The sequence below is a fragment of the Maribacter taeanensis genome (assembly GCF_047345145.1).
Lineage (GTDB): Bacteria > Bacteroidota > Bacteroidia > Flavobacteriales > Flavobacteriaceae > Maribacter_C.
In genome coordinates, this window is record NZ_JBLFER010000002.1 from 251,090 (window position 1) to 277,007 (window position 25,918).

30 protein-coding genes and 1 tRNA gene are annotated in these 25,918 nt (G+C 38.9%); 14 read left to right on the plus strand and 17 right to left on the minus strand.

Annotation, left to right across the window (positions count from 1 at the left end; all coding sequences use genetic code 11):
• Window positions 1-19 precede the first annotated feature (19 nt).
• A tRNA-Ala gene (locus ACKWCD_RS06965) sits at window positions 20-93 on the minus strand.
• A gap of 72 nt (window positions 94-165) precedes the next feature.
• Entirely contained in the window at window positions 166-960 is a 795-nt protein-coding gene (locus ACKWCD_RS06970) for a universal stress protein (protein WP_413983224.1), read from the minus strand.
• A 53-nt stretch (window positions 961-1,013) separates the two neighbouring features.
• Here ACKWCD_RS06970 and ACKWCD_RS06975 point away from each other — a divergent pair, with 53 nt between their 5' ends.
• The 6 genes from ACKWCD_RS06975 to ACKWCD_RS07000 all read left to right on the plus strand — a co-directional run bounded on the left by ACKWCD_RS06975 (window position 1,014) and on the right by ACKWCD_RS07000 (window position 5,621).
• Window positions 1,014-1,514 (plus strand): GNAT family N-acetyltransferase, encoded by a 501-nt coding sequence (locus ACKWCD_RS06975; RefSeq protein WP_413983225.1) that lies wholly within the window; start codon window positions 1,014-1,016, stop codon window positions 1,512-1,514.
• A gap of 3 nt (window positions 1,515-1,517) precedes the next feature.
• Window positions 1,518-2,861, plus strand: coding sequence for an MATE family efflux transporter (locus ACKWCD_RS06980; RefSeq protein WP_413983226.1), 1,344 nt, complete (start codon window positions 1,518-1,520; stop codon window positions 2,859-2,861).
• Between the two features lie 21 nt (window positions 2,862-2,882).
• The gene (locus tag ACKWCD_RS06985; protein WP_413983227.1) at window positions 2,883-3,650 is read left to right on the plus strand and encodes an enoyl-CoA hydratase/isomerase family protein; all 768 of its coding nucleotides are present in this window, start codon (window positions 2,883-2,885) and stop codon (window positions 3,648-3,650) included.
• A gap of 212 nt (window positions 3,651-3,862) precedes the next feature.
• A complete protein-coding gene (locus tag ACKWCD_RS06990) occupies window positions 3,863-4,294 on the plus strand; it encodes a hypothetical protein (RefSeq protein ID WP_413983228.1) in 432 nt (143 codons plus the stop codon).
• A 70-nt stretch (window positions 4,295-4,364) separates the two neighbouring features.
• Entirely contained in the window at window positions 4,365-4,814 is a 450-nt protein-coding gene (locus ACKWCD_RS06995) for a 6-pyruvoyl trahydropterin synthase family protein (protein WP_413983229.1), read from the plus strand.
• Window positions 4,815-4,856: 42 nt separating this feature from the next.
• Window positions 4,857-5,621, plus strand: coding sequence for a UDP-2,3-diacylglucosamine diphosphatase (locus ACKWCD_RS07000; protein ID WP_413984114.1), 765 nt, complete (start codon window positions 4,857-4,859; stop codon window positions 5,619-5,621).
• Here the strand turns inward: ACKWCD_RS07000 and ACKWCD_RS07005 are convergent.
• The 3 genes from ACKWCD_RS07005 to ACKWCD_RS07015 form a co-directional block, all read right to left on the minus strand.
• Window positions 5,608-6,870 (minus strand): MFS transporter, encoded by a 1,263-nt coding sequence (locus tag ACKWCD_RS07005; protein ID WP_413983230.1) that lies wholly within the window; start codon window positions 6,868-6,870, stop codon window positions 5,608-5,610. The genes ACKWCD_RS07000 and ACKWCD_RS07005 overlap by 14 nt on opposite strands.
• A complete protein-coding gene (gene recJ, locus ACKWCD_RS07010) occupies window positions 6,870-8,558 on the minus strand; it encodes a single-stranded-DNA-specific exonuclease RecJ (RefSeq protein ID WP_413983231.1) in 1,689 nt (562 codons plus the stop codon). Before recJ ends, ACKWCD_RS07005 begins: the two co-directional genes overlap by 1 nt.
• 216 nt (window positions 8,559-8,774) lie before the next feature.
• Window positions 8,775-9,203 carry an OsmC family protein gene (locus ACKWCD_RS07015; RefSeq protein ID WP_413983232.1) on the minus strand — a complete coding sequence of 143 codons (429 nt, stop codon included), beginning with the start codon at window positions 9,201-9,203 and terminating at the stop codon, window positions 8,775-8,777.
• Between the two features lie 161 nt (window positions 9,204-9,364).
• Between ACKWCD_RS07015 and ACKWCD_RS07020 the strand changes: the two genes are divergently transcribed.
• Window positions 9,365-9,967 (plus strand): carboxymuconolactone decarboxylase family protein, encoded by a 603-nt coding sequence (locus tag ACKWCD_RS07020; protein WP_413983233.1) that lies wholly within the window; start codon window positions 9,365-9,367, stop codon window positions 9,965-9,967.
• Between the two features lie 60 nt (window positions 9,968-10,027).
• Here the strand turns inward: ACKWCD_RS07020 and ACKWCD_RS07025 are convergent, their stop codons facing one another.
• The 9 genes from ACKWCD_RS07025 to ACKWCD_RS07065 all read right to left on the minus strand — a co-directional run bounded on the left by ACKWCD_RS07025 (window position 10,028) and on the right by ACKWCD_RS07065 (window position 15,205).
• Window positions 10,028-10,603: a uracil-DNA glycosylase family protein gene (locus ACKWCD_RS07025; RefSeq protein WP_413983234.1), complete on the minus strand. Its 576-nt coding sequence runs from the start codon at window positions 10,601-10,603 to the stop codon at window positions 10,028-10,030.
• A 31-nt stretch (window positions 10,604-10,634) separates the two neighbouring features.
• Window positions 10,635-10,805 carry a hypothetical protein gene (locus ACKWCD_RS07030; RefSeq protein WP_413983235.1) on the minus strand — a complete coding sequence of 57 codons (171 nt, stop codon included), beginning with the start codon at window positions 10,803-10,805 and terminating at the stop codon, window positions 10,635-10,637.
• Between the two features lie 111 nt (window positions 10,806-10,916).
• Window positions 10,917-11,270: an SPW repeat domain-containing protein gene (locus ACKWCD_RS07035; protein WP_413983236.1), complete on the minus strand. Its 354-nt coding sequence runs from the start codon at window positions 11,268-11,270 to the stop codon at window positions 10,917-10,919.
• A 29-nt stretch (window positions 11,271-11,299) separates the two neighbouring features.
• On the minus strand, window positions 11,300-11,770 hold the full coding sequence (locus tag ACKWCD_RS07040) for a YHS domain-containing (seleno)protein (RefSeq protein WP_413983237.1): 471 nt from the start codon (window positions 11,768-11,770) through the stop codon (window positions 11,300-11,302).
• A 31-nt stretch (window positions 11,771-11,801) separates the two neighbouring features.
• Window positions 11,802-12,155 (minus strand): hypothetical protein, encoded by a 354-nt coding sequence (locus ACKWCD_RS07045; protein ID WP_413983238.1) that lies wholly within the window; start codon window positions 12,153-12,155, stop codon window positions 11,802-11,804.
• A 74-nt stretch (window positions 12,156-12,229) separates the two neighbouring features.
• Window positions 12,230-13,282 carry a helix-turn-helix domain-containing protein gene (locus ACKWCD_RS07050; RefSeq protein WP_413983239.1) on the minus strand — a complete coding sequence of 351 codons (1,053 nt, stop codon included), beginning with the start codon at window positions 13,280-13,282 and terminating at the stop codon, window positions 12,230-12,232.
• 77 nt (window positions 13,283-13,359) lie between these two features.
• The gene (gene rsmI / locus ACKWCD_RS07055) at window positions 13,360-14,031 is read right to left on the minus strand and encodes a 16S rRNA (cytidine(1402)-2'-O)-methyltransferase (protein ID WP_413983240.1); all 672 of its coding nucleotides are present in this window, start codon (window positions 14,029-14,031) and stop codon (window positions 13,360-13,362) included.
• A gap of 9 nt (window positions 14,032-14,040) precedes the next feature.
• Window positions 14,041-14,397 (minus strand): DoxX family protein, encoded by a 357-nt coding sequence (locus ACKWCD_RS07060; protein WP_413983241.1) that lies wholly within the window; start codon window positions 14,395-14,397, stop codon window positions 14,041-14,043.
• Window positions 14,398-14,512: 115 nt separating this feature from the next.
• A complete protein-coding gene (locus ACKWCD_RS07065; protein ID WP_413983242.1) occupies window positions 14,513-15,205 on the minus strand; it encodes a hypothetical protein in 693 nt (230 codons plus the stop codon).
• Window positions 15,206-15,435: 230 nt separating this feature from the next.
• Between ACKWCD_RS07065 and ACKWCD_RS07070 the strand changes: the two genes are divergently transcribed.
• From ACKWCD_RS07070 to arfB, 7 genes are all read left to right on the plus strand, one after another.
• Window positions 15,436-16,080, plus strand: coding sequence for a thymidine kinase (locus ACKWCD_RS07070; RefSeq protein ID WP_413983243.1), 645 nt, complete (start codon window positions 15,436-15,438; stop codon window positions 16,078-16,080).
• Window positions 16,073-17,182 (plus strand): alanine racemase, encoded by a 1,110-nt coding sequence (gene alr, locus ACKWCD_RS07075; protein WP_413983244.1) that lies wholly within the window; start codon window positions 16,073-16,075, stop codon window positions 17,180-17,182. Before ACKWCD_RS07070 ends, alr begins: the two co-directional genes overlap by 8 nt.
• A gap of 100 nt (window positions 17,183-17,282) precedes the next feature.
• A complete protein-coding gene (gene mscL, locus ACKWCD_RS07080) occupies window positions 17,283-17,684 on the plus strand; it encodes a large conductance mechanosensitive channel protein MscL (protein ID WP_413984115.1) in 402 nt (133 codons plus the stop codon).
• Window positions 17,685-17,973: 289 nt separating this feature from the next.
• Entirely contained in the window at window positions 17,974-18,963 is a 990-nt protein-coding gene (locus ACKWCD_RS07085; protein WP_413983245.1) for an aspartate-semialdehyde dehydrogenase, read from the plus strand.
• Window positions 18,964-19,062: 99 nt separating this feature from the next.
• Window positions 19,063-21,219, plus strand: coding sequence for a prolyl oligopeptidase family serine peptidase (locus ACKWCD_RS07090; protein WP_413983246.1), 2,157 nt, complete (start codon window positions 19,063-19,065; stop codon window positions 21,217-21,219).
• 81 nt (window positions 21,220-21,300) lie between these two features.
• The gene (locus ACKWCD_RS07095; RefSeq protein ID WP_413983247.1) at window positions 21,301-22,314 is read left to right on the plus strand and encodes an ABC transporter ATP-binding protein; all 1,014 of its coding nucleotides are present in this window, start codon (window positions 21,301-21,303) and stop codon (window positions 22,312-22,314) included.
• Window positions 22,315-22,316: 2 nt separating this feature from the next.
• Complete coding sequence (gene arfB / locus ACKWCD_RS07100; RefSeq protein WP_413983248.1) at window positions 22,317-22,721, plus strand: alternative ribosome rescue aminoacyl-tRNA hydrolase ArfB; 405 nt, start codon at window positions 22,317-22,319, stop codon at window positions 22,719-22,721.
• Window positions 22,722-22,723: 2 nt separating this feature from the next.
• Here the strand turns inward: arfB and ACKWCD_RS07105 are convergent, their stop codons facing one another.
• The 3 genes from ACKWCD_RS07105 to ACKWCD_RS07115 form a co-directional block, all read right to left on the minus strand.
• Window positions 22,724-24,883 (minus strand): xanthine dehydrogenase family protein molybdopterin-binding subunit, encoded by a 2,160-nt coding sequence (locus ACKWCD_RS07105; protein ID WP_413983249.1) that lies wholly within the window; start codon window positions 24,881-24,883, stop codon window positions 22,724-22,726.
• A gap of 3 nt (window positions 24,884-24,886) precedes the next feature.
• Complete coding sequence (locus ACKWCD_RS07110) at window positions 24,887-25,381, minus strand: (2Fe-2S)-binding protein (protein WP_413983250.1); 495 nt, start codon at window positions 25,379-25,381, stop codon at window positions 24,887-24,889.
• A 66-nt stretch (window positions 25,382-25,447) separates the two neighbouring features.
• On the minus strand, window positions 25,448-25,897 hold the full coding sequence (locus ACKWCD_RS07115; RefSeq protein ID WP_413983251.1) for a 3-oxoacyl-ACP synthase: 450 nt from the start codon (window positions 25,895-25,897) through the stop codon (window positions 25,448-25,450).
• Window positions 25,898-25,918 lie beyond the last annotated feature (21 nt).

The following is a 25,918-nucleotide window of genomic DNA, read 5'->3' on the forward strand; positions in this document are numbered from 1 at the left end:
CACTTTTGTGATGGTTTTGTGGAGAATACCGGAGTCGAACCGGTGACCTCTTGCCTGCCAGGCAAGCGCTCTAGCCAGCTGAGCTAATCCCCCGTCTGACTGGCGACAAAGAAAATACTTTTAAGGTAAGTATCAAAATGTAAATACCGCTTATTCTATGAGTAATTAGTCCTTCTTAACTCGAAGCATCAAAACAGGTATTTTTACGAAGAATTCTGATTTTAAAATAGTATTCTTTTCCCAAAGTTTTTTGAAAAAACCTCTTTTTCGTCTAAAAACACAAAGCAAATCTGGTTGGTGTGATTGAAAATGCTCCAAAACACCTTGATAGGTAGTTGCATTTTCCGTTATCGTAAGTTGTTCACTAATATCCATAAGTGCAGGATGTACTTTCAAATCATCCGAATCGTATCCGGGTGTTTTTACCAAAAGCAAACTAACTAAAATGTTAAATTTTTTCTGAACGGACAACAATGGTTCTAGCATTTTCTTTTTCTTCAAGACGCCCGATTTAAATGCTGTTAAAACTGTTTTGAAAGGCTTAAAGACTGTTCCTCTAGGAACAATAAGCGCAGGTATATTCGTCTGTTTAATGATTCTTCCTGAAGTGTTTCCCAAATACAATTCCTCTTTAATATCATTACTACGCGGCGCTAGAATGATTAAGTCAATCCCTAATTCCCGGTCAATTTCCTTCAAGCCATCTGTAATTTCCCCGTTATAAGTGGCTATTTTTATATCAACACCTTTGGCGTCAACTTTATCGATAATTTCTTTGATGCGTTCTTTACTACTCTTTGCAACTTTTTCGGAAATATTGGCCAAGCTACCTGCCTTTGCCGAAACGACAAATACATCCATTACAAAAACCTGTGCTGAAAACTCGGAAGCAAAATCTACAGCATATTGCAATGTTTCGCCTGTATTTGAAGTACCAATAGGAACGAGAATGTTTTTCATGGAAGAGAATGTTGATTAATATTCTAAATTTACAATTAAATTGAACTTCACGAATGATTCGACGTGCAAAGATATCGGAAATACCCGACATTCTTACTATTTGCAAAGCTTGTGCCTCATATATGATTTCCAAGGGAATTTACCAATGGAACGAACATTATCCGTCTGCTGATGCTTTTGGAAAAGATATCCAAAGAGATGAATTATATGTTTTGGAGTTGGATGAAAAAATCATTGGTACCATAGTTATATCTACCCTTATGGATGATGAATATGTTTCCGTCAAATGGCTGACTCCAAACTCAAATAATGTTTATATACATCGTTTATCAATCGCACCAGATTTACAAAGGAAAGGTTATGCCCAAAAACTAATGGATTTTGCCGAAAATTACGCCAAAGAAAATGGTTTTGTTTCCGTTCGCCTCGATACCTTTAGCCAAAACAAACGCAATCAAAGATTCTATGAAGCTCGAGGTTACCAACGTCTTGGAGACATTTTTCTTCCCAAACAAAGTGAGCATCCTTTTCATTGTTTTGAACTCGTTTTATAGCCAATGAAAGTTCAAAAACCAGCAATCAATTTTAAAACAATCAACAAACTAGCTATTCCTGCGACCATTGCAGGAATCGCAGAACCTTTGCTATCTATTACCGATACAGCCATTGTTGGTAATATTCCCGTTGACGGAGTAGAATCTCTTGCCGCAGCTGGTATCGTCGGTTCTTTTTTGTCGATGTTGATTTGGATTCTTGGTCAAACACGTAGTGCGATTTCCGCTATCATTTCCCAATATTTGGGTGCAGGGAAAATTGAAGAGGTTCAAACGCTTCCCGCCCAAGCGATTTTTCTAAATATTGGATTGAGCATTTTAATTTTGCTGTCGACCATATTCATCGTTGACGACATTTTTAGACTGCTCAATGCCTCTGGTAAAATATTGGAGTATTGTATTTCCTACTACTCTATACGAGTATGGGGCTTTCCACTTACTTTATTCGTGTTTGCCGTTATGGGTATTTTCCGTGGACTCCAGAATACCTATTGGCCGATGATGATTGCCATTGTCGGGGCGGTTTTAAACGTAGCCTTAGACTTTGCATTCGTGTATGGCATAGAAGGTTTTATTGAACCCATGTACTTAGAAGGCGCGGCCTGGGCGAGTTTGATTGCTCAAGGCATCATGGCGATAATGGCATTTGTTCTTTTGATGACCAAAACCGATATAAGCTTGAAATTGAAGTTCCCCCTACATGATGAATTGGGTCGATTGGTTGTTATGAGTTTAAATCTTTTTGTCAGGGCAATAGCCTTGAATACGGCATTGATTTTGGCGGTTCGTGAGGCGACAGCTTTGGGCGACAAATACATAGCAGCTCATACCATAGCCCTGAATATTTGGCTATTCTCTGCATTTTTTATTGATGGGTATGGCGCTGCCGGAAACATTATGGGTGGTCGACTATTAGGTGCAAAAGACTACAACGGACTCTGGTCCTTAGCCAAAAAAATAATGCTCTACGGACTTCTAGTAAGTCTGGTTTTGGTGCTCTTCGGATTTCTATTCTACTACCCTATTGGTAGCTTGTTCTCCAATGAAACCATCGTTCTAGAGACTTTTTATGCTGTCTTTTTTATCGTTGTTCTAGGATGGCCCATGAATACAATGGCCTTTGTTTTAGATGGATTATTTAAAGGATTAGGAGAAATGAAATACTTGAGAAATACGCTGTTGACAGCGACTTTCTTAGGGTTTATTCCAATGTTATTTTTAGGGAAATACTTGAATTGGGGACTCCACGGCATCTGGATAGCCTTCACCGTTTGGATGCTTATTCGTGGTCTAGCTTTAGTCTGGAAGTTTCGCAGAAAGTTTCGACCCTTATTACAAAACCCTTAATTTTGACCAAAATACTATTCCATGGGAACTGATAGAGCAAACGGAAGTTTATATACCAATATTCAAGGCAAAGTTGCGACCGTAGAATTTGGTCATCCGGCTAGTAATTCATTTGTCGCCGAGCTTTTAGATAGACTTACTGCAGAATTTCATAAGCTTTCTGAAAATCCCGATATATCGGTAATCGTTTTAAAATCAGAAGGAGACCGTGCTTTTTGCGCAGGAGCTTCTTTTGACGAATTGATGGCAGTTTCTAATCTAGAAGAAGGAAAAATATTTTTTAGCGGATTCGCAAACGTTATCAACGCGATGCGGACTTGTAAAAAAGTTATTGTGGGTCGAGTTCAAGGAAAAACCGTTGGCGGTGGCGTCGGTTTGGCTTCCGCCTGTGACTATGTGTTTGCGTCCGTAGACGCATCCATACGTTTATCTGAATTGACGATTGGTATTGCCCCTTTGGTAATCGAACCAGCTGTTGAACGTAAAATTGGAACAGCTGCTATTTCAGAGTTATCGCTTTCTCCTTCAGAATGGAAAAATGCCTATTGGGCACAGGAAAAAGGCTTGTTTTCACGAGTGTTCGATAGTATGAAAGAACTAGATAAAGATTTGGAATTCTTTGTTGAGAAACTAGCTTCTTACAATCCTGAAGCTTTGGCAGAATGGAAAAAAGTGCTTTGGAAAGACACTTCCCATTGGGATACCTTATTGGTCGAGCGCGCTGCAATTACGGGAAAATTAGTGCTGTCAGAGTTTACAAGAAATGCACTATCCAAATTCAAGAAATAATAAGCCTCTCTATTTTTCGTTCTAGTTTCCTAACTCGATTATTAGTACCATGGATATTTTAAGTTTTTTAAACGGAGACCTTGTTTTTCCTATTCTCGCCCTTTTCGTAGTAGTTGTTTATTTTGTGCAACGCGTTCGTACAAGACGTAAGTTCAAACGTTAAACTTGAATCTTTTACGCAACTATTGAAATAAACCACATCTCTTTTATAGATGAAAAAGCTATTGTTCTTTAGTTTTCTTTTTTTATGCCTAGCGAATTGTAAGGATAATGATGATATTGATCTTACAGCACTGGATTGTGACGAAATTGCTTGTACTGAGATTTATGTGACATTGCTAGTATATCTTAAAGACGCATCAGGATTAGCTATTTCCTTAGATCGTTTTGAGGTTATAGACAAAGATTCATCAAAAAATATTACCATCCCCTTAAGCGACAGCGGATTTCAACACGCCCAACAATTTGGTTACTATCCTTTGTATGACGATTCCTTTCTTACAAAAAATGTAAACACTAAAAGATCTCTCGTTTTTAAAGGTTTTATCAATGATGAAAAAGTGGTTGAAGCTGAATACGTTATTGCTAATGATTGTTGCCATGTCCGCATGGTATCAGGCGATACAGATATCACTATAAATTAAGGTTTCCATCGGGTTCTTCTTTTTAGTTTCCCATTAAAGAATTCCTACCTTTGTTACTCAAGAATTTATAATGAGTAACATCAGAATCACCAAACAGTTTAATTTCGAAACAGGCCATGCCTTATATGGTTATGACGGTAAATGCAGAAATGTTCATGGGCACAGCTACAAATTGTCCGTAACAGTTATCGGCAATCCTATCACAGATACATCTCATGTAAAACAGGGAATGGTTATTGACTTCGGAGATTTAAAGAAAATCGTAAAAGAAGAGATTGTAGATCAGTTCGACCATGCTACCGTTTTCAATAAAAACACGCCGCATGTAGAGTTGGCAAAAGAGCTAACCGAGCGCGGTCACAATGTAATTTTAGCAGACTATCAGCCTACCAGTGAAAACATGGTTATTGATTTTGCGTCTAAGATAAAAGCGCGCCTACCTGAAAACATTAGATTACATTCTTTAAAACTACAGGAAACTGAGACTTCATTTGCGGAGTGGTTCGCTTCTGAAAATTAAGCGAACTTCGGTTTTTCCTATCTTTACACCTAAATGACAACCATCAACATTCCGCAGGGCAAAAAAGTCTATTTCGCTAGTGATAATCACTTAGGCGCCCCGACCATGAAAGCTAGTAAACCACGCGAAAAGAAATTTGTGGCCTGGCTGGATGAAATAAAAGAAGATGCTGGAGCTATTTTTCTCTTGGGTGATCTTTTTGATTTCTGGATGGAATACAAAACGGTTGTTCCAAAGGGATTTACAAGAACTTTAGGAAAATTAGCAGAAATATCAGATTCCGGAATTCCTATATACTATTTTGTCGGTAACCATGATTTATGGATGGATGGCTATTTTGAGGAAGAGCTCAATATTCCTGTTTTTCACAAACCTCAGCAGTACGAAATCAACGGTGTTTCTTTTTTTGTAGGTCACGGTGATGGATTAGGCCCTCACGATAAGGGATACAAACGAATGAAAAAAGTCTTTACCAATCCTATTTCGAAATGGCTATATCGATGGATGCATCCTGATTGGGGAGTTCGTCTAGCACAGTATTTCTCCGTGAAGAACAAATTAATTTCAGGCGATGAGGATGCTAAATTTTTAGGAGAGGACAAGGAGTGGCTGGTTCAATATGCCAAACGCAAGTTAGAAAGCCAACATTACGACCATTTTATTTTTGGACATCGGCACCTTCCCTTAGAAATCGATTTAAACGGGAAATCAAAATACACCAATCTCGGCGATTGGATTAATTACTACACTTATGCCGTTTTTAACGGAGATAATCTCTCTTTAGAGAAATACTCTAAGAACCAGTAGCTTCGTGTTCTTCCACCGCCTTGGTCAAATCAAGTTTCCGAAAAGATGGTGAAATAAAAGCTGTAAAACCTACAGTCAACAAAGTCATTGTTCCTCCAAACACTACAGCTGTAACCGTTCCCATAAGTTTAGCGGTTGCTCCGCTTTCAAAAGCACCCAATTCATTCGAAGACCCAACAAAAATAGAATTTACAGAGGCCACTCTTCCTCTCATATGGTCTGGAGTTTTGAGTTGCAATATGGTTTGTCGAATAACCATTGAAATACCATCTAAAGCGCCAAGAGCAAAAAGTGCAAAAACAGATAACCAGAAGTAGGTTGAAAGTCCGAATACGATGATACTAACACCAAATCCGAAGACCGCCCAAAGGAGTTTTTTACCAGCATTTTTATGAATAGGAAAACGTGTAGAGCCAATCATAGTGATTGCTGCTCCAACAGCAGGCGCCGCCCTCAAAACGCCAAAACCTTCAGAGCCCACATTCAAAATATCTTGGGCATAAATAGGTAGTAAGGCCACTGCTCCACCAAACAAAACAGCAATCATATCAAGGGTTAAAGCACCAAAAATGGCTTTAGAATTAAAAACAAAATCTAAGCCTTCCTTTAAACTTTGAAAAACGTTTTCACCAATTTTCGGATTTAAAATTGGTTTTCGGGAAATCCTTGAAATACAAATCAAGGCGATTATTGAAAATCCAAATATGAGGCACATTGACCAGTGTACGCCAATCCAGCTAATAGAAAATCCCGCTAAGGCAGGACCTAAAACCGATGCCATTTGCCAAGTAGTACTGCTCCAAGTAGCGGCATTCGGATATATTTTCTTCGGGACTATCAAAGCAATCAATGAAAAAATTGTTGGCCCTAAAAAGGCTCTTACAATTCCACCTAGAAAAACTAAAAAGTAGATAGCGTACAAAACGGTAGTGGTGCTAAACTCAGCTGAAAGCGAAGGTTTACTAAGTAAAAATAGTCCCAAACTAATGACTGAAAAACCTAAAATACACTTGATTAAGAGATTTCGTTTCTCTTTTTGGTCTACGACGTGACCTGCAAAAAGTGCCATTAAAACCGCCGGTAAGAACTCCATAAGTCCTATAATCCCCAAAGACCATGGGTCTTTTGTCATGGAATATACTTGCCATTCAATGACAATGAATTGCATTGACCAGGCAAATACCATCGCAAAACGGGCTACTAAAAAGATATTGAATTCTCGAAATCGGAGTGCTGCATAGGGATCCATTAACGCAGGTCTTTTAACTTGAGTTGTAGACTGACATTACCTTGCCATTCATTTTCATCCAAAGAAAAAACGGCATCAAAGGTTTTTCTATTAATCATCAGCGGAAGTTTATCTCCCAAATTGAATCCTATGCCGCCAATTGGTCCCCAACCATCTTGTGTAACCGCAAATTTGAGATGTGCGCCATCTTGTCCAACGCCTTTGGCATAACCGGAATCTTGAAGATTCTCCGCCATAAAAACGGGAGTCATATTCCCAGGTCCGAACGGAGCAAATTGTTTTAGAATTCGCATTAATTTAGGGGTGATATCTTTTACTGCCAGGGCCAAGTCAATCGTAATTTCCGGAATAAGTAAATTTGGGTCAATGGTTTCGGAAACTACTTTTTCAAATTGGTGTTTAAAGTTCCCATACTGTTCTTCAAGCAAGGTTAAGCCGGCAGCATATTTGTGACCTCCAAATTGCTCTATGTAATCGGAACATCCCTGAAGTGCATTGTATACATCAAACCCCTTTACAGAGCGCGCTGATGCTGCCAACTTCTCACCACTTTTAGTAAAAACCAAAGTTGGACGATAATAGGTTTCTGTCAATCGCGAAGCTACAATGCCAATAACTCCTTTATGCCAGGAATCTTTATAGACTACAGAAGTAAATCCTTCTTCTTCTTTATTTTCTTGAATCTGAGCAAGGGCCTCTTGAGTAATTTCTTTATCCAGACTTCGACGGTCGATATTGTATTTTTCTATACCTGCCGCAAACTTGGTCGCCTGCTCCATATCAGTCTCCGTCAAAAGGTTCACGGCATGTTGCCCATGTTTCATACGCCCAGCTGCATTGATACGTGGGGCGATGATAAAAACCACATCGGTAATCGTCAAGACGGTTTTCTTCGTTTGATTGATAATCGCTTTAAACCCAATTCTCGGATTGGAATTGATAACTTCAAGTCCGTGGTACGCCAATATCCGATTCTCCCCAGAAATCGGAACAATATCCGCTCCAATGGCCGTCGCCACCAAATCTAAATAGGGAATCAAATCTTCAATAGTTTCTCCTTGTTGTGAAGCCAGGGCTTGAATCAATTTAAACCCAACACCACAACCACAAAGCTCATCATAAGGGTATTCACAATCATCACGCTTAGGGTCTAAAACAGCAACAGCATCAGGTAAATTATCTCCAGGGCGGTGGTGGTCACAAATGATAAAGTCAATACCTTTTTCTTTGGCATAGGCTACTTTATCGATTGCTTTAACTCCACAATCCAACGCTATAATAAGTGAAAATCCATTGTCTTCGGCAAAGTCGATTCCCTGATAGGAAACTCCATAGCCTTCGCTATAACGGTCTGGAATATAGGTGGCCACATTCGGATAATAACTCAACAAATAGGAAGACATTAAAGCAACTGATGTTGTTCCATCGACATCATAATCGCCATAAACCAAAATATTTTCATTTTCTGAAATCGCCTTTTCTATTCGGGCAACAGCAATATCCATATCCTTCATTAAAAAAGGGTCATGTAAATCAGAGAGTTGTGGGCGAAAGAATTTTTTTGCTTCTGAGTAGGTTGTAATTCCCCGTTGTAAAAGTAATTGTGCGACCAAACCTCCGACATTTAGCTCATCAGCTAACCTATCGATTTCAGTTTGTTCTGGTTTGGGTTTTATGGTCCAGCGCATTGGTTATTCTTTCCAAAATATTTTAAGCTCCTCCCCTCAGACGAGGGGAGGTGGTTTTCCACTTTATTGTGGAAAAGCGGAGGGGTTGAAAGCGCAAGCCTTTGCTGATTCATATTGGCCTATGTTGGAAGCCAAAGCTTGGGCTTTACCACCCCTTTCTCCGCCAATTGGCGAATTCATTCCCCTCCTTGAAAAAGGAGGGGAGCTCAATAACTTTTATTTCTGATGAAACACAGTCTTAATCTCCAGCTCCGCAAACCGCCGAAACATCTCCATAACACCACAGTATTTTTCGATGGATAAATCCACAGCTCTCTGTAACTTCTTCTCTTCTAAATTTTTACCATGGAAATGATACTCGATAACAACTTTGTCGTAAAACTTCGGATGCTCGTCTGTAAGATCTGCAATGGTTTCAATAGTAAACTCATCAACCTCTAATTTCATCTTCTTCATTAAGGAAGCGACATCTAGCCCTGAACAGCCGGCAAGTGATGAAAGCATTAATGCTTTCGGTCGGAAGCCACTACTATCGCCCCCATCTTCTTTTGCAATATCAATTTTTAAGGTATCGCCAGAAGGGTTATTACTTTCAAAGGCCATATTCCCGAGCCATTTCGTTGTGATATGATTTGTTGTCGGCATAATTTTTCGTTTCTTGTGTGTTCACAAAAGTAAGATAATCTAAACTGTCATTTAGAGTAAAAAAAGCAAAGGAAATTACTATTTTGAGTTCTCTCTTTTTTAAGATAGGTCTCGACTGCGCTCGACCGGACAGTAATTAATAATCAATAATTTTCAATTTTATGCCCTTAGTAAATCCGCTTGATCCAACGCACAGTCCTGAAACAGCAGAACTTGCAAAATTCTTTAATGAGACCCTTGGGTTTTGTCCGAATTCAGTGTTGACAATGCAACATCGACCTGCCATTTCAAAAGCTTTCATCAATTTAAATAAAGCAGTGATGGCCAATGAAGGTCGCGTGACCTCAGCTCTAAAAAGAATGATTGCATGGGTAAGTAGCAACTCCACCGGATGTCGCTATTGCCAAGCTCACGCCATACGAGCTGCAGAACGTTATGGAGCGGAACAAGAACAATTGGATAATATTTGGGAGTACAGAACTCACCCTGCCTTCTCTGAAGCAGAACGTGCCGCTTTGGACTTTTCATTGCAAGCCTCTCAAGTACCAAATGGAGTAGATGCAGAAATCAAAGCGCGATTATACGAGCACTGGAATGAAGGTGAGATTGTAGAAATGTTAGGCGTGATTTCGCTCTTCGGATATCTCAATAGATGGAATGACTCTATGGGGACTTCAATCGAAGAAGGTGCTGTCGAAAGTGGTGACCAATATTTAGGAAAACATGGATGGGAAAAAGGGAAGCATGATGGGTCTAGGTATTAGAGCCTTTGATTGTTAGACCACTTTGCTATAAGAATATTAGACCCTGCCTTTTGGTGGGGTTTATCTTTCTAGGCAAGCTTTGACTTTATTCTGTAGCTCCTTGACAACCTCAATATCAAACCAAGGATTCTTTGTCAACCAAAATCGATTACGAGGTGATGGGTGCGGTAGGGGAAAATATTTCGGAGCATATTTTTCATAGGCCTTAACCGTTTCCGTCAAGTTCTTTTCCATGTCCTTTTTCAAATAATATTTTTGAGCATAAGTGCCAATTAGAATAATCAACTCAAGGTTGGGCATAACATCCCAAAGTTGTTGATGCCATAGTGGGGCACATTCGGTTCGCGGCGGTAAGTCACCTCCTTTTCCTTTACCGGGGTAGCAGAAACCCATCGGTACTAAGGCAATTTTGGTTTTGTCATAAAACACCTCATCTGAAACGCCTAACCATTTTCGCAATTGTCTTCCGCTGGGGTCATCCCACGGCACTCCCGTTGCATGAACCTTCGTGCCTGGTGCTTGACCGATGATGATGATTTTTGCATCGGGGTGACACGCAACAATAGGTCTTGGTCCCAAAGGCAAATGTGCTTTGCAGACTTTGCAGGCTCTTATTTCTTTGAGGAGTTTTTTCATTCAGCATATTTGTTTAAATGTATGAAAAAGCCTAGCGAACGCCTATTACCATTAATTTTATTCCATCCACGGTGTGTATAATTCTGTGGATTGAATACATACTTTGATTAAATTCAATCCATTCACCATTTCTGGGTTGGGTATTTAGCATAAGTTCTCCTACTTTTTCTTTACTATTATTTTCAATTAAAATCACTTTCATATTGATTTTTTTAAATGACAATTAAGGCACCAAAGCACATCAATCATAAGATTGACATGCTTAGTGCCATAACCAACCAAACTACTATTTGCTGCAATACTTCAAATTGTACTATACAGCTATTTCCGGCTTGTGTAAGCTGACCACAATAAGTACGGCGATGCCATTAATCCAATAGTAATAAGCATCCATTCCTTCAAAAGAAAAAATAAAAGGTGCTAAAATGAATACTATAGCGACCAAAAAGTCAACCGCTAGGTGAACCTTATAAGGAATAACTTTCAACGCCCCTAGGTGGTGGTCAGTTAAAAAGGTTAATACAAGAGCTGCAATTCCGGTAGCTACCGAAAGTTGTAAGGCCAATGGATTTGAACTCCCTAAACCCAATAAGAAGGGAAGTGCTATTAAAGCGAGGGCAACTGGGTAATCTAAAAATGCGTGTATTCTCTTGGTTATGAATTTCATGATTTTAGTATTAAATGATTATTAAAAAATTAATTACGTGTCTTGCTCAACTTCTTCCAATTCGCATCGGCTGTACTTTTTAACTTGCTATGGTCATTTTCCGCTAGCCATAATTGCTTTGCATCCAATTCTACGTTGTTCAAGTACAAATAATACTTTCCGTCCTTAACAATAAACTTATTGGGGTCTACTCTAAATTTGGCGCCCGCATATGCTCCAAAAGCACAGAAACCACCATATTGTGGTAAATACTTGCTAGGGTTTTTATCAAAAGTGGCTTTCTGTTCTGCAGAGGTGAGGTAGTACACCACCTTATTATGTTCAGACTTAAATTCCTTGCTTCCTCTTTGGGCTAGTCCCAAATCCAAATATGACACCGGACTGTAACCTTCAAGGGCGATGTTACTGTTATCAATATTGTTGGCCATATTATCTTGGGCAGATACCGTACTGGCAAATACAAAAGCTACTACTGTTACTATTGTTTTTAACGTTTTCATTTTATACTTTTTTAAATTGTTATTATTCTTGTTAAGCGGCGTTGAAATATTCTTCTTGAATTACCTTTCCTTCATCATTCCAAACCCGTCGAATGATTTCATGCCAGTAAATTTTACTGCCATCTTTCATGTCAAAATCGAATGTGAATTCTGATGCGGAGACATTTCCATCAACAATAGAATGATGATGTGTAATTCCATTTACAGCGGCAATAGCATCTGCAAAACCTTCCATTTTGGCAACCATTTCGTGCTTTCCGTTTGTTCCACCATTTCCATAGTCTGATGTGGTGGCATTGTCTGCAAAAAATTCTTTTACAGCATCAACTATGGCTCCTTGAGCTACTATTGCATCCATTTTTGTTACTTGTGTTTTGATATCCATCTTTATAATTTTTAGTGAATTTTTACACTGCAAAGATGAAGGAAGAGTGAAGTTTAGATGCTACAAAAAAGGCGCTAAGAATTGTACTTTTCTGCTTGGAAAGCCGTGGGAGTTTTACCAGTATAATGCTTAAAGAAGTTCGAAAAATGATTGGGTTCTTCAAAGCCTAATTGATGGGCAACCTCGTGAATTGGCGTCTCTTCGGCCAATCTCATTTTAGAAGAATTGATAAGTTCACTGCGTATTAATTGCCCTAAGGAAGTATTTAATTTATCTCGGGTCTTTTTGGAAAGTGTTTTTACAGACAGGTTCATCTTATCCGCATAGAACTCTAGTGCGCGTTGTTCTTTGTGATGCGTTTGAATGAGTTCAATAATGTCTTGCACAAAGATGTCTCGCTTTTCAAAGTCAAAATTTGAACGAAACTCTTTAGGCGTATTACCTGTAGTATTTTTAAAAACTCGGTTGAAGTAGGCCGCATCTTTAAAACCCATTTCATAAGATATTTCTTGTATGTTTTTATCCGTAAAAGCAATATTGCGTTTGCTTTCAATTAGCCTTTTTTTACTTAGGAGTTTGTTGATTGACAAGCCAATCTTTTTTTGAACTAGGGCTTGTGCGTCAATTCCGTTTTCATTAACTAAATTTACCAATTCAGCATTTGTCAGATGGTTTGGAAATTGGTCATCAATTACTTCTTTGACATCAAAGATAATTTGATACTCGTTTTTACTCGCCTGAAAGGGGTTTTGCCAATACCACTGTTTTGAGGAAATATCAATAATCTCTTCGGTATTCTCAGAAAAAATAGACCTGTTCAAGAATTTTTGGCAATCATCGCATTCTGCAAAGTCAATATAACCTAAGGATATGAGATGTTTGAAAAGGACGCGAACATCCTTATTTCTAAACATGGTTTCGTCTGGAAACTCTATTTTCCGTACTACAAAGTCATCTGATAAGAACTTAATGTATTGTCCTTTTTCAAGATAAATGGCCTTGTCTTGCCAATCGAAGTAATTTTCGAAATCAACCTGAATAGTGCCACTTCCTGAAAGGATATGTATCAAAGTATATTTCTTAATGAAATAAACCTTTTCTATCTCTGGTAAAAGTTTGGTGACCACTAGGAGCTGATTTTTAATGCTTTAGTCGTGAAGTTATGAAACATCTGACACAAGCCAATGTCCCATTCGTATTAAGGTTATTTTTTACCCGCAACGATAACCACAATCTCCCCTTTTGGCGGTTTTTCGGTGTAATGTTTTAAAACTTCCTCCGCAGTTCCGCGAATGGTTTCTTCGTAGAGTTTGGTTAACTCCCGTGAAACAGAAACAGGTCTGTCAGCTCCAAAGTATTCAACAAAGTTTCCTAGAGTTTTCAGCAACTTATGTGGTGATTCATAGAAAACCATGGTACGTGTTTCTTCAGCTAAAAACTTCAAACGTGTTTGTCTTCCCTTTTTAACAGGTAGAAATCCTTCGAAAACAAATTTATCATTGGGGAGTCCGCTATTAACTAAAGCTGGCACAAATGCGGTTGCTCCTGGAAGGCAATCCACTTCGATTTCATTTTCAACACAGGCTCGGGTCAATAGAAATCCAGGGTCAGAAATTGCCGGAGTGCCCGCATCCGAGATTAATGCAATCGTTTCTCCCGATTGAATTCGTTTTACAAGCGCATCAACCGTTTTATGCTCATTATGCATATGATGACTTTGCATTGGAGTAGCAATTTCAAAGTGTTGCAAAAGCTTTCCGCTGGTGCGTGTGTCTTCCGCTAGAATAACATCTGCTTCTTTCAAAACACGAATAGCACGCAAGGTCATGTCTTCAAGATTGCCAATAGGTGTCGGAACCAAATATAATTTTCCCATGCTATGAAATTAAGGTCGTACTGTTTTTCCTAAAAAGTAAGAAATCATCAAAGCTAAAAATGCAATGATTGAGAATAATTCTCCTCCATCTTTAGCCACCATATGTGCAGTAAAGGCCAAAGTTACATCAAAAAAGAATCCAGCATAAGCCCATTCTTTTAACGATCTAGAGAAGTTTCCCCATATGGCAACTAATCCCAATACCTTGGCAATCGCCAAAGGATATACCAAATATCTTGGATAATTGACACTCTCAAAATAATCAGCTATTGCTTCAGGATTTCGTAAATACATTTGAACAGAATATATCATTATGGCGGTTAATATTCCAGTACCGAGGTAGTATCCTATTTTTTTAATGTTCATAAGAAATGGTTTCTTGTAATAGTCGACAAGTTAATCAATGCTAACAAATATGGATATAAAAAAGCCCTTCATCAAGTTTGACGAAGGGCTTTAAATTTTATCTGTTTGGTTGGATTTATGCGAACCTACGTTCAATTAAATCCATAAATCTTTCGGCGTATTCTTCCTTACCTTCCCAATTGTTGTAATCAGGTTTTACCATATTGTCAATAAAGGCAATCGAACGTTCTTCAGTATCAATTGTGCTTAATTGTGATAAGACTCGATTATAATCTTCGGTACTTCCATTGAACAAATGTTTTACAAATGCAAGGCGATTATTCAAATCAACCTTTATTTCTTTTCCGTTTAACTTATCATTTAATGATTTGGTAACCGTTTCCTTTTTTACACCATTTTCTTTTGCTGGAGTAAAGAGTTCCTTGTCATTCTTCATCAAATCTGGCTTTCCTAAAAACTCAGCTAAGACCTCATCAACCGGAGTTTCATTTGGCATTTCAGATACCATGTCTTTTATGGTATCCATTCCTGGGTGCGTAATTATATCTTCCTGATGCGGATTACTTTCCGGCACTCCTGAATTTGCATTTAATACCGCATTAGCCATTGTCTCAAACTTGGCTGCAATTACATTTTTAGAAACGTCAATTTCTATATCCTTTAGCTTTTCATCAATAAATTTGAGAACCGCAAGTTTTTCATATAAGGTTTTCGCAGCCTCATACATATCGGTAATCTCGTTCATATCACGAGAGGTGATAATATCAGTAGATAATTTTACCAACTCTTCTTTTAATTTTCGTTTCATGTGGTATTTTTAATTTCCAAACCGTCACATGTAATCTTTGATTATTAAAGTAATAATTGAGTAAATTGAATTTTTACATTAATAATGTCGGTTTCATCTGGCCTTTTGTTAAAAAATAGGAATGCTTTCTTAGTTATATTATCTAGCAAAACTTATGCCTTTCTTTACTAAATTTAAAGTTCCGTATAAACAGAACGAAAAAACACCCTATTTTCGTCTAAAATTACAAAATGTTTCTCGAAAATACCGTTAATCATAAAGAACAATTCGGCTGGATAGAAGTTATCTGCGGCTCGATGTTTTCTGGTAAAACCGAGGAATTGATCCGGCGACTGAAGCGTGCCCAATTCGCTAAGCAAAGGGTGGAGATTTTTAAACCTATGGTTGATGTGCGTTACGATGAAGATATGGTGGTTTCTCATGATGCAAATGAAATTCGCTCAACTCCGGTTCCAGCGGCGGCCAATATTCGAATTCTAGGAGATACCTGTGATGTTGTCGGTATTGATGAGGCTCAGTTTTTTGATGATGAAATCGTCACTGTTTGCAACGACTTGGCCAATAAAGGAGTTCGCGTTGTAGTCGCAGGACTTGATATGGATTTTAAAGGAAACCCCTTCGGACCCATGCCAGCACTTATGGCAACTGCAGAATACGTTACCAAAGTACACGCTATTTGTACAAGAACAGGAAATTTAGCGAGTTATAGTTTTCGAAAATCAAGCAACGACGATTTGGTAATGCTAGGGGAAACGGAAGAGTATGAACCTTTGAGTAGAGCAGCATATTATAAAGCCATGCTTAAAGAAAAGGTAAAGGATATGAGTGTTAATTCTGAAGTGGTCTCCTCAAACAAAAAAGACGCCAATGCCTAAAACTGCAGAGACCGTTTTAGAAATCAATCTTAACCATTTAGAACATAACTATCGTTACCTAAGGGGAAAGTTAAAACCTGAGACCAAGTTTTTAGGAGTGGTAAAAGCTTTTGCTTACGGAAGTGATTCGGTTAAAATCGCCCAAAAGCTAGAAGAACTAGGTGTTGATTATTTCGCGGTAGCCTATGTAAATGAGGGCGTGCGACTTCGGGATGCTGGAATTAAAACTCCAATTTTAGTGCTTCATCCGCAGGCCGTTAATTTTGAAGAACTCATTGAACGCTGTTTGGAACCAAGCTTGTATTCTCCAAAGATTTTAAAGGAGTTTTTAGGAGTTGCGAAAGAGCTTAAACAAAAAGATTACCCCGTTCATATAAAATTCAATACAGGTTTAAATCGCTTAGGATTTTGGGAAAACGATATTGATTACATCAAAGAAAGACTTGAGGGGCGCGATGAAATAAAAGTAACTTCTATATTTTCACACTTAGCTGCATCTGAAGATTTAAATGAAAAAGAATTCACCCTAAAGCAGATTAGCAATTTTCGTAAAAATGCTCAGGAATTTGATGAAAAAATCAATCATACGCCTTTCAAACACCTTTTAAACACTTCAGGAATAATTAATTACCCTGAAGCACAGTTTGACATGGTCAGAAGTGGAATCGGTCTCTACGGATTTGGAAATGATACAGAAGTAGATTCCGAATTAAAACCAGTAGCAACATTAAAAACTATTATCTCTCAAATTCACAAAATTGAACCAGGGGAAACGGTAGGATACAATAGAGCATTTACTTCAAAAGGATATCAAATAACCGCAACGCTTCCACTTGGCCATGCAGATGGTATCGGCAGACAATACGGGAACGGAAACACTTATGTGAATGTAAATGGACAAAAAGCACCCATTATTGGCAATGTTTGTATGGATATGATTATGATAGATATTACAAATGTTGATTGTGAAGAAGGTGATGAGGTTATCGTTTTTGGCGAAAACCCCAATGCTGAAAAATTCGCATCTACCTCTAAAACAATATCTTACGAACTGCTTACAAGCATCTCACAGCGGGTAAAACGTGTTTTTTTAGAATCTTAATTTCTTATTTAACATTTCGTTAGCAACCTTTTTTTTTCTTAAATTGCAGAGCATTGATTTTGCAAATAGTTTAATTAACCAACTAAAAACACTATTTATCATGTTAAAAGAATTTAAGGATTTTATTATGACAGGCAACGTTATTGACTTTGCCGTTGCAGTTATTATGGCCACCGCCCTCGGCGCCGTAATTAATGGTTTTGTGAACAATATCGTTATGCCATTTGTTGGACACTTCGCTGGTGGAGTAGATTTTGCCGATAAAAAATTAGTTTTAGACGAAGCTGTAGTAGATGCCGCAGGTGCAGTAACTTCCCCTGAAAATGCCATCATGTGGGGTAGCTGGATTAACACAATCATTAACCTTATCATTGTAGGGTTTATAATGTTCTTAATTGTTAAGGCATATAATAAAACGAAAGCTCCAGAACCAGAAGCTGCTCCAGCAGGACCAACAGCTGAAGAATTGCTTGCTGAAATTCGCGATTCTTTAAAGAAGTAATAGAACACCTATCCTAAAATTAGGATAGCACCGCTACATTAACCAACCCTAAACCGTCAATCTTGTTATCGCTAACAAGCTTGACGGTTTTTTTAATGAGGTAGTATGTTCCAAAGAAAATAAATAACCGAATTAACACTGAGTTCATCTCAGTTTCCCTGTCTTTGTTCTTATTCCTTAGGTAAAAACGTATTTTTATAACATTTTGTTATATTTTTAATTTTCATCAAACTTCTTATTGTACAAAACTAGTTGTTACCCTACCTTTGCCCTTCAAATTAAGTTAAAGATGAAAGTAGCAGTTGTAGGAGCCACCGGAATGGTTGGCGAAGTAATGTTGAAAGTACTAGCCGAACGCAATTTTCCAATTACGGAATTACTATTGGTAGCCTCGGAACGTTCGGTGGGTAAAAAATTGTCTTATAAAGGAGTTGAACATACTATCATTGGTCTTGCGGAAGCCGTTGCCGCCAAAGCAGATATTGCTATATTTTCTGCGGGTGGTGATACCTCTTTGGAATGGGCACCAAAATTTGCAGAAGCAGGTACTACGGTAATCGACAACTCATCTGCATGGCGTATGGATCCCACCAAAAAATTGGTTGTTCCTGAGATTAATGCTGATGCTTTGACATCCGAAGATAAAATTATTGCCAATCCCAATTGTTCGACTATTCAATTGGTAATGGCCTTGGCCCCACTTCACAAAAAGTACCAAATGAAGCGGGTCGTCATATCAACATACCAATCGGTATCTGGAACAGGAGTAAAAGCTGTAAAACAGCTTGAAAATGAAATAGCGGGCATTAAAGGAGAGATGGCCTATCCTTACCCAATAAGCAGAAATGCGTTGCCGCACTGTGATGTCTTCATGGAAAACGGTTACACCAAAGAAGAAATGAAATTGGCTCGTGAACCGCAAAAAATATTGGATGATAGAAGCTTTTCAATTAGTGCGACCGCAGTTCGTATTCCTACGGCTGGTGGACATTCAGAGTCTGTGAATGTCGAATTTCATAATGACTTTACACTAAATGAAATTCGTGGAATTCTTAACGATACCGAAGGAGTTACCGTTCAAGATAATCCGGATACAAACACCTACCCGATGCCAATTTATGCGCATGATAAAGATGAGGTTTTTGTTGGACGCATTCGACGAGACGAAACTCAGCCAAATACACTAAACATGTGGATTGTTTCTGATAATTTGCGAAAAGGAGCTGCTACCAATGCCGTTCAAATAGCAGAATATTTAGTTAAAAACCAATTGATATAATAATCTCGACTTAGTTAGATTGATGTTAAAACCTTTGACTGTTGGACAGTTCAAAGGTTTTTTTGTGGTATTTTTATGAAGTATCAATCTATATGTCTAATGAAAAGAATAATCCTTCTACCGCTACTTGCAATTTTCCTAGTCGCTTGTCAAACACAAATCAAAAAAGAACCTATTGTTGTGAATTACCCCACTACAGCTAAAGCTGATTCCTTAGATACTTATTTCGGAACTGAAGTTAAAGACCCCTATCGTTGGTTAGAAGATGACCGCAGCCCTGAAACCGAAGCTTGGGTGAAAACACAAAATGAAACCACTTTTGGATATTTAGAGAACATTCCTTTTCGAAATGACCTCAAAAAGCGTTTGGAAAAAATATGGAATTACGAAAAGATTGGTACTCCCTTTGAAGAAGGTGACTATACCTATTTCTATAAGAATGACGGACTCCAAAATCAATATGTGGTTTACCGAAAAAAAGGAGAAGGTGAAGCTGAGGTATTTTTAGACCCCAATACATTCTCCGAAGATGGAACCACCTCACTTGCAGGGCTGAGCTTTACAAAAGACGGCTCAATGGCTGCTTATCTTATCTCAGAAGGCGGCAGTGATTGGCGAAAGGCAATCGTTCTAAATGCAGAGACCAAAGAAATCATGGAAGACACTTTGGTTGATATCAAGTTCAGCGGACTATCATGGAAAGGGAATGATGGCTTTTACTACTCCAGTTACGACAAACCCAAAGGAAGCGAGCTTTCCGCGAAAACAGACCAGCACAAAGTTTACTATCATAAATTGGGAACTCCGCAGTCAAAAGATGAGCTGATTTACGGAGAAAGACCTGACGAAAAACACCGTTATATTGGCGCTGGCGTAACAGAAGACCAAAACTATTTAGTGATTTCAGCATCTACTTCAACCTCAGGCAACAAACTTTTTATTCAAGATTTAAAAGACCCTAACGGACTTTTGATACCCATTGTAGACGATACTGAGTCTGATAATTACATCATTGAGAATGTTGGTTCGAAACTATTTATTGTTACCGATAGAAATGCTCCAAACAAGAAGATAATTACTGTAGATGCCTCCAACCCTAGTATGGAAAATTGGGTTGATTTTATCCCAGAAACAGAAAACGTTCTTTCTCCAAATACAGGTGGCGGGTACTTTTTTGCTGAATATATGGTAGATGCACTTTCAAAAGTTTTGCAATACGATTATGACGGAAAGTTAGTACGTGAGGTAAAGCTTCCAGGGCTAGGAAGTGCTTCCGGATTTGGTGGCAAAAAAGAAGACAAGGAGTTCTATTTCTATTTCACCAACTACATCATTCCTGGTTCATCCTATAAATTCAATGTCGAAACGGGAGAATACCAATCGTATTGGAAACCTGAAATCGATTTTAATTCCGAAGAATATGAAAGTAATCAGGTGTTTTATGAATCTAAGGACGGTACTAAAATACCAATGATGATTACGCATAAGAAAGGGCTAGAATTGAATGGAAAGAATCCGACAATCCTTTATGCATACGGTGGATTTAACGTCAGTATTACGCCGTCTTTCAGTATCACAAATTCCGTTTGGATGGAACAAGGCGGAATTTACGCAGTCCCAAATATCCGCGGTGGTGGGGAGTATGGCAAGAAATGGCATGATGCCGGTACCAAAATGCAAAAACAAAACGTATTCGATGATTTCATAGCCGCTGGAGAATATTTGATTGCAAACAACTATACCTCATCAGATTATTTGGCCATTCGCGGTGGCAGTAATGGTGGATTGCTTGTTGGAGCTACTATGACGCAGCGTCCGGATTTAATGAAAGTTGCGCTACCTGCTGTTGGAGTTTTAGATATGCTGCGCTATCATACTTTCACCGCGGGTGCGGGGTGGGCCTATGACTATGGAACAGCTGAGGACAACAAAGAAATGTTTGAATATTTAAAGGGATATTCTCCCGTTCATAATGTGAAGTCAGGTATGGAATATCCTGCTACATTGGTAACAACTGGAGACCATGATGATCGCGTGGTACCAGCGCACAGTTTCAAATTCGCGGCCGAATTGCAGGAAAAGCAAGCGGGAAGCAATCCAACATTAATTCGTATTGAGACAAACGCAGGTCACGGTGCAGGAACACCAGTAAGCAAAACTATTGAGCAGTATGCTGATATTTTTGGTTTTACCTTGTATAATATGGGCTTCGAAGAGTTACCAAACCAAGCTGTTATAAAAGAATTTAAAGACTAGTTTCAATATTTAAGAGCAAAGTCCGTTTCTTTGATAGAGACGGACTTTTTATTTGTATCACCCCAACTCTTGTCCCAGAGAATGCAAATAAAATTCAATCAAATTTCAGCTTATACAATGCTACAAGTAGATCATGTTTCTTTTGCTTATGATAAAACCCTCGTTCTAGAAGATATTAATCTAAAAGTAAATGAGGGAGAACATGTTTGCATTATTGGAGAAAGTGGTTGTGGAAAAAGTACGCTTCTCAAAATAATATATGGCCTACTTCAGGTCAAAACAGGTGAGGTCTACTGGAATGAATCTCAGGTTTTAGGACCTCTTTATAATCTGGTTCCCGGAGAGTCTTATATGAAATATCTTTCGCAAGACTTTGATTTGATGCCATACACAACGGTTTATGAGAATATCAGTCAGTATCTTTCTGTTCTTGAGCCAGAAATTCTTGAAGCGCGAACAAACGAATTGTTGGAGATGATTGAGATGACCAATTTTGCACAAACCAAAGTGCGGTTTCTAAGTGGTGGACAACAACAAAGGGTGGCATTGGCTAGGGTATTAGCGCAAGAACCGCAGGTATTGTTACTTGATGAGCCTTTTAGTCATATTGACAACTTTCGTAAAAATAGTATGCGCAGAAACCTTTTCGCATACCTAAGAAAACAGAATATTACTGTTTTAACAGCAACGCATGATCACAACGATATGCTCCCTTTTGCGGATCGGGTAATAGTACTTCGTGATAATAGAATTCTTGCCAAAGACAGTCCTGAGAATTTATATCGAAATCCGAAAGATCTTTATATTGCCTCGCTTTTCGGAGAGGCCAATAAAATCCCTATTAATATTGTAAAGTCCTACGCGGATACGAAACGACAAATTATTGTCTATGCACATGAATTCAAAGTTTCTGCAAAGTCAGGTTTAGAGGCAACAATAAAAGGTTCATACTATATGGGTGGACATTACTTAATTGTTGGAACTTATGAAGGACAAGATGTATATTTTAACCACTACAAAGTTTTGGATGAAGGGAAAGAGGTCTTTTTAAATATCTCCATTGAGGTGATTAATCAAAGAATGGGCAACATCTAGTCATGGAGAAAGACAAGATTGTTCAAGAGCTCCTATTTAAAGCTGTAAGAAGCGGAGGAGCTGGGGGGCAACATGTCAACAAAGTTTCCACCAAAATTGAATTGTCCTTTGATGTAAATAAATCAAATGCCCTGTCTGAGGAGGAAAAAGAACGCATTTTACTAAAATTAAAACATCGTCTTACCAAAGAAAATGTGTTATTACTTCAATGTGATGAAAGTCGGAGTCAGCATAAAAACAAAGAGCTTGTTATCAAACGCTTTTTAGATGTGATTGAGAACTCCATAGAAGTCCCGAAAAAAAGGAAAAAGACAAAGCCTTCACGGTCTGCCGTAGAAAAACGTCTGCAACGCAAGAAAAAGACAGCCCAGAAGAAAGCAAATCGCGGCAAGCCCGATTTGGACTGAATTTAAGTCAACTTCAAAGGCATTTCCCTTAGCCTTTTTCCTGTAAGTCTGAAAACCGCATTCGCCACCGCTGCGCCTATTGGTCCTAGGGGAGGTTCACCAACAGCACCTGGAACATCCGAGTTTTGAAGTAACACTATATCAATTTCTTTGGGTGTGTTTCGCATGGTAGCCATTTGATAAGGACCATAAATTGTTGGGGTAAGTTCACCATCTTCCACCTCCATCTTTTCAAACATTGAGGCGCTCATTCCCATGATGATAGCCCCTTCACATTGCGCTCTTACCTGATCAGGGTTTACCGCCAAACCTGGATCCATAGCACAGGTTACCTTATGCACTTTGATTTCATTGTTTTCTATGGATACTTCAGCTACCTGAGCGCAAGGTGTATTTACATCTGTAGAAGCCGCAAAGCCCATAACTCTTCCGTTGACCACTTCATCTGTATAACCCGATTTCTCTGCTGCTGCTTTGATTACCTCCTTCAAACGGAAGCCCCTATCATCATCTTGAATTTGAGCCAGGCGAAATTCAACAGGATTCTTTTTGGCCCCTATAGCTAGCTCGTCCATAAAACTTTCGACGGCAAAGGTATTGGCTAATAGCCCCAAACTGCGCCACCAACTGGTGGCAAATGGTAATTTCTTACGCCATGAAATTGTTCTGTAATTTGGTATTCCGCCATATTGAATCATTCCACCTCTCCAAGCACCTAAATCTGCCCCTAAAATTGGTTCAAGAATACCAGGCAGCATAGGTGAGCCCCAGGCCACATCTCCACTAGAAACATTGTGCTCTATGGCCTCAATCATTCCTTCTGAATCTAATGTTGCCTTTAACACATGATGTGTAGGTGGTCTGAATGTATCGTTTTGAAATTCTTCTTTCCTCGTAAAAAAACACTTCACTGGTTTTCCGACTGCTTTTGAAAGCACAGCCGCCTGAATTCCATTTGGAGTATGCAGGCGACGCCCAAACCCTCCTCCTAAGAAGGTCGGAACTATATTTACCTGATCACTATCCAGTCCGATTCTATCCGCTATTTCATCCCTTGTGATTTTTACCACTTGGGTCGACATCATAATCGTCGCCTTATCCGCTTCAACATATGCTAGCGCTCCATTAGGTTCAAGTTGGGCATGTGCACCAATAGGACTCTTATATTCCGAAACAATAGCGTCTTCTGAATCTTCTAGAATGTTTTTAGCACTTCCTTCTTTTTGTATTACGAAAGGTTCTCCTTTACCTACTGCTATCATTGCCTCAATATCAGAAGTTTGCCATGTACGTTCTACATCCCACTGGGCATCAATGACATTTTTAGCATTCTCTGCTTCGGTTTGGGAATTTGCAATTACGCCAACAAAATCTTTCTCTTTGACTATTTTAACTACTCCCGGCATGCTTTCGGCCTTTGATGTGTCAGCATCAATGAATTTGGCGCCAATCTTCGTTGGGCGAACCACCGCACCATAGAGCATATCGGGCATGGCAGCATCCATTCCGTACATAGGTGTCCCGAAGACCTTGTCCTTTAAATCGACTCTAGGAATCGGTTTTCCTATAAATTTGTACTCTTTTATATCTTTTAAAATAGGGGTGTCAGGAACTTCCCATTCCGAAACATCTTTGGCCGCTTCTGCATAGGTCATCGTTTTTCCATCCGAAGAAAAGACACCATTTGAAATAGTTAATTTTTCTGCAGCAACACCCATTTTATTGGCTGCCTCGTTTTTGATCATTTCACGCATGGTAGCGGCTAGTTCTCTGAGAGGAACCCATAAGGTAGATATCGAGGTACTTCCGCCAGTTGCAAAACCGTCCATATTGCCAGAAGCAGAATTGGCGTGAACAACTTGCATTTGTTCCATAGAAACCTCTAACTCATCAGCAGCCATCTGCGCCAAACCCGTAAACGTTCCTTGACCCATTTCTACCTTGGGACTGTGCAATATCATATTGTTATCGGAAGTAACTTCAAACCAAATTATGGGAGTACTTGTATCTCCAACATAGGGTGTTTCTCCTGTATCAATAGCACCCGCAATACCTCTGCGAATAGAATTTCGAAAAACATATGTGCCTACTGCTAAAACCCCAATAGTTCCTAAGCCTCCACGGACCAAAAATTTACGGCGCGATATTTTTTTCTTACTCATGGTCTACAAATTTGGGGTGTCAGTGATTGGATTGATTTCTGCATTCAATTCAGCCGCCCTATGAATTGCTTTTCGCATGCGATAATAGGTGGCGCATCGACAAACATTGGTGATAGTATTATCAATATCGTCGTCTGTAGGATTGGGGTTTTTATCTAGCAATGCCGCTGTGGCCATCATAAAACCGGGTTGACAATAGCCACATTGTGGGACGATTTCTTCAATCCATGCTTGTTGTACAGGGTGCGGATTTTCTCCATTTCCTAAGCCTTCAATTGTGGTAATTTGTTTTCCCTCAACGAGTTGGACAGGATAGGAACAAGAGCGTATTGCATTGCCATCTACATGCAGAGTGCATGCTCCGCATGCCGCTTTTCCGCAACCGAATTTGGTTCCCTTTAAATCAAGGATATCTCGAATAATCCATAGTAAAGGGGTATTCCCATCAGCGATTTCCAAAGATTTGGAAACACCATTTAAAATAAAGGATATTTTCATGAAAATGGGGTATTGAATTGTGTGATAACAAATTACGCAATTTGATCCTATGAAGAAAAAGGAAGTCTATAATATTTCGGAGATTCGTATTTTCTCTCCATCAAAGTCAACCACATCACCAATCGACTTGCCCAGAAGCAATTTTCCGATAGGTGCTGCTCTTGAAATACAGTAAATAGGATTAGAAGCGCCTTCATAAGCTCCTGCTGAAATTGCCAAAAAGTAGTCTCGTTTTGAGGTTTTAACCAAACTTCCTAATAGTACTGCGTTTGTCCTCATTGAAATCGATATTCGCGAGAGAATAATAGCCATCCTTTCAACTTCTAGTAATTGTTGTCCTAGTTTCTCTCTTTCCAACTGTAACATGGCCCTTCCGGTTTCATGTTTATCACCGGCACTGCTCTTGGTTTCAGAAGCTAGGGATTCTTGAATGTTACTAATACTATCTTGTATGCGTTTTGTTCTTTCCTTAACATATTCTTGACAAAACTCCTGAAGCTCTTTCTTTATACTCATGAAACGGAAAGATAATGAATT

Coding starts and splice junctions, on each gene's coding strand:
- ACKWCD_RS06970 (WP_413983224.1), bottom strand. CDS start 960: ATGAAAAACATTCTCGTTCCTATTGGTACTTCAAATACAGGCGAAACA.
- ACKWCD_RS06975 (WP_413983225.1), top strand. CDS start 1,014: ATGATTCGACGTGCAAAGATATCGGAAATACCCGACATTCTTACTATT.
- ACKWCD_RS06980 (WP_413983226.1), top strand. CDS start 1,518: ATGAAAGTTCAAAAACCAGCAATCAATTTTAAAACAATCAACAAACTA.
- ACKWCD_RS06985 (WP_413983227.1), top strand. CDS start 2,883: ATGGGAACTGATAGAGCAAACGGAAGTTTATATACCAATATTCAAGGC.
- ACKWCD_RS06990 (WP_413983228.1), top strand. CDS start 3,863: ATGAAAAAGCTATTGTTCTTTAGTTTTCTTTTTTTATGCCTAGCGAAT.
- ACKWCD_RS06995 (WP_413983229.1), top strand. CDS start 4,365: ATGAGTAACATCAGAATCACCAAACAGTTTAATTTCGAAACAGGCCAT.
- ACKWCD_RS07005 (WP_413983230.1), bottom strand. CDS start 6,870: ATGGATCCCTATGCAGCACTCCGATTTCGAGAATTCAATATCTTTTTA.
- recJ (WP_413983231.1), bottom strand. CDS start 8,558: ATGCGCTGGACCATAAAACCCAAACCAGAACAAACTGAAATCGATAGG.
- ACKWCD_RS07015 (WP_413983232.1), bottom strand. CDS start 9,203: ATGCCGACAACAAATCATATCACAACGAAATGGCTCGGGAATATGGCC.
- ACKWCD_RS07020 (WP_413983233.1), top strand. CDS start 9,365: ATGCCCTTAGTAAATCCGCTTGATCCAACGCACAGTCCTGAAACAGCA.
- ACKWCD_RS07025 (WP_413983234.1), bottom strand. CDS start 10,603: ATGAAAAAACTCCTCAAAGAAATAAGAGCCTGCAAAGTCTGCAAAGCA.
- ACKWCD_RS07030 (WP_413983235.1), bottom strand. CDS start 10,805: ATGAAAGTGATTTTAATTGAAAATAATAGTAAAGAAAAAGTAGGAGAA.
- ACKWCD_RS07035 (WP_413983236.1), bottom strand. CDS start 11,270: ATGAAATTCATAACCAAGAGAATACACGCATTTTTAGATTACCCAGTT.
- ACKWCD_RS07040 (WP_413983237.1), bottom strand. CDS start 11,770: ATGAAAACGTTAAAAACAATAGTAACAGTAGTAGCTTTTGTATTTGCC.
- ACKWCD_RS07045 (WP_413983238.1), bottom strand. CDS start 12,155: ATGGATATCAAAACACAAGTAACAAAAATGGATGCAATAGTAGCTCAA.
- rsmI (WP_413983240.1), bottom strand. CDS start 14,031: ATGGGAAAATTATATTTGGTTCCGACACCTATTGGCAATCTTGAAGAC.
- ACKWCD_RS07060 (WP_413983241.1), bottom strand. CDS start 14,397: ATGAACATTAAAAAAATAGGATACTACCTCGGTACTGGAATATTAACC.
- ACKWCD_RS07065 (WP_413983242.1), bottom strand. CDS start 15,205: ATGAAACGAAAATTAAAAGAAGAGTTGGTAAAATTATCTACTGATATT.
- ACKWCD_RS07070 (WP_413983243.1), top strand. CDS start 15,436: ATGTTTCTCGAAAATACCGTTAATCATAAAGAACAATTCGGCTGGATA.
- alr (WP_413983244.1), top strand. CDS start 16,073: ATGCCTAAAACTGCAGAGACCGTTTTAGAAATCAATCTTAACCATTTA.
- mscL (WP_413984115.1), top strand. CDS start 17,283: ATGTTAAAAGAATTTAAGGATTTTATTATGACAGGCAACGTTATTGAC.
- ACKWCD_RS07085 (WP_413983245.1), top strand. CDS start 17,974: ATGAAAGTAGCAGTTGTAGGAGCCACCGGAATGGTTGGCGAAGTAATG.
- ACKWCD_RS07090 (WP_413983246.1), top strand. CDS start 19,063: ATGAAAAGAATAATCCTTCTACCGCTACTTGCAATTTTCCTAGTCGCT.
- ACKWCD_RS07095 (WP_413983247.1), top strand. CDS start 21,301: ATGCAAATAAAATTCAATCAAATTTCAGCTTATACAATGCTACAAGTA.
- arfB (WP_413983248.1), top strand. CDS start 22,317: ATGGAGAAAGACAAGATTGTTCAAGAGCTCCTATTTAAAGCTGTAAGA.
- ACKWCD_RS07105 (WP_413983249.1), bottom strand. CDS start 24,883: ATGAGTAAGAAAAAAATATCGCGCCGTAAATTTTTGGTCCGTGGAGGC.
- ACKWCD_RS07110 (WP_413983250.1), bottom strand. CDS start 25,381: ATGAAAATATCCTTTATTTTAAATGGTGTTTCCAAATCTTTGGAAATC.
- ACKWCD_RS07115 (WP_413983251.1), bottom strand. CDS start 25,897: ATGAGTATAAAGAAAGAGCTTCAGGAGTTTTGTCAAGAATATGTTAAG.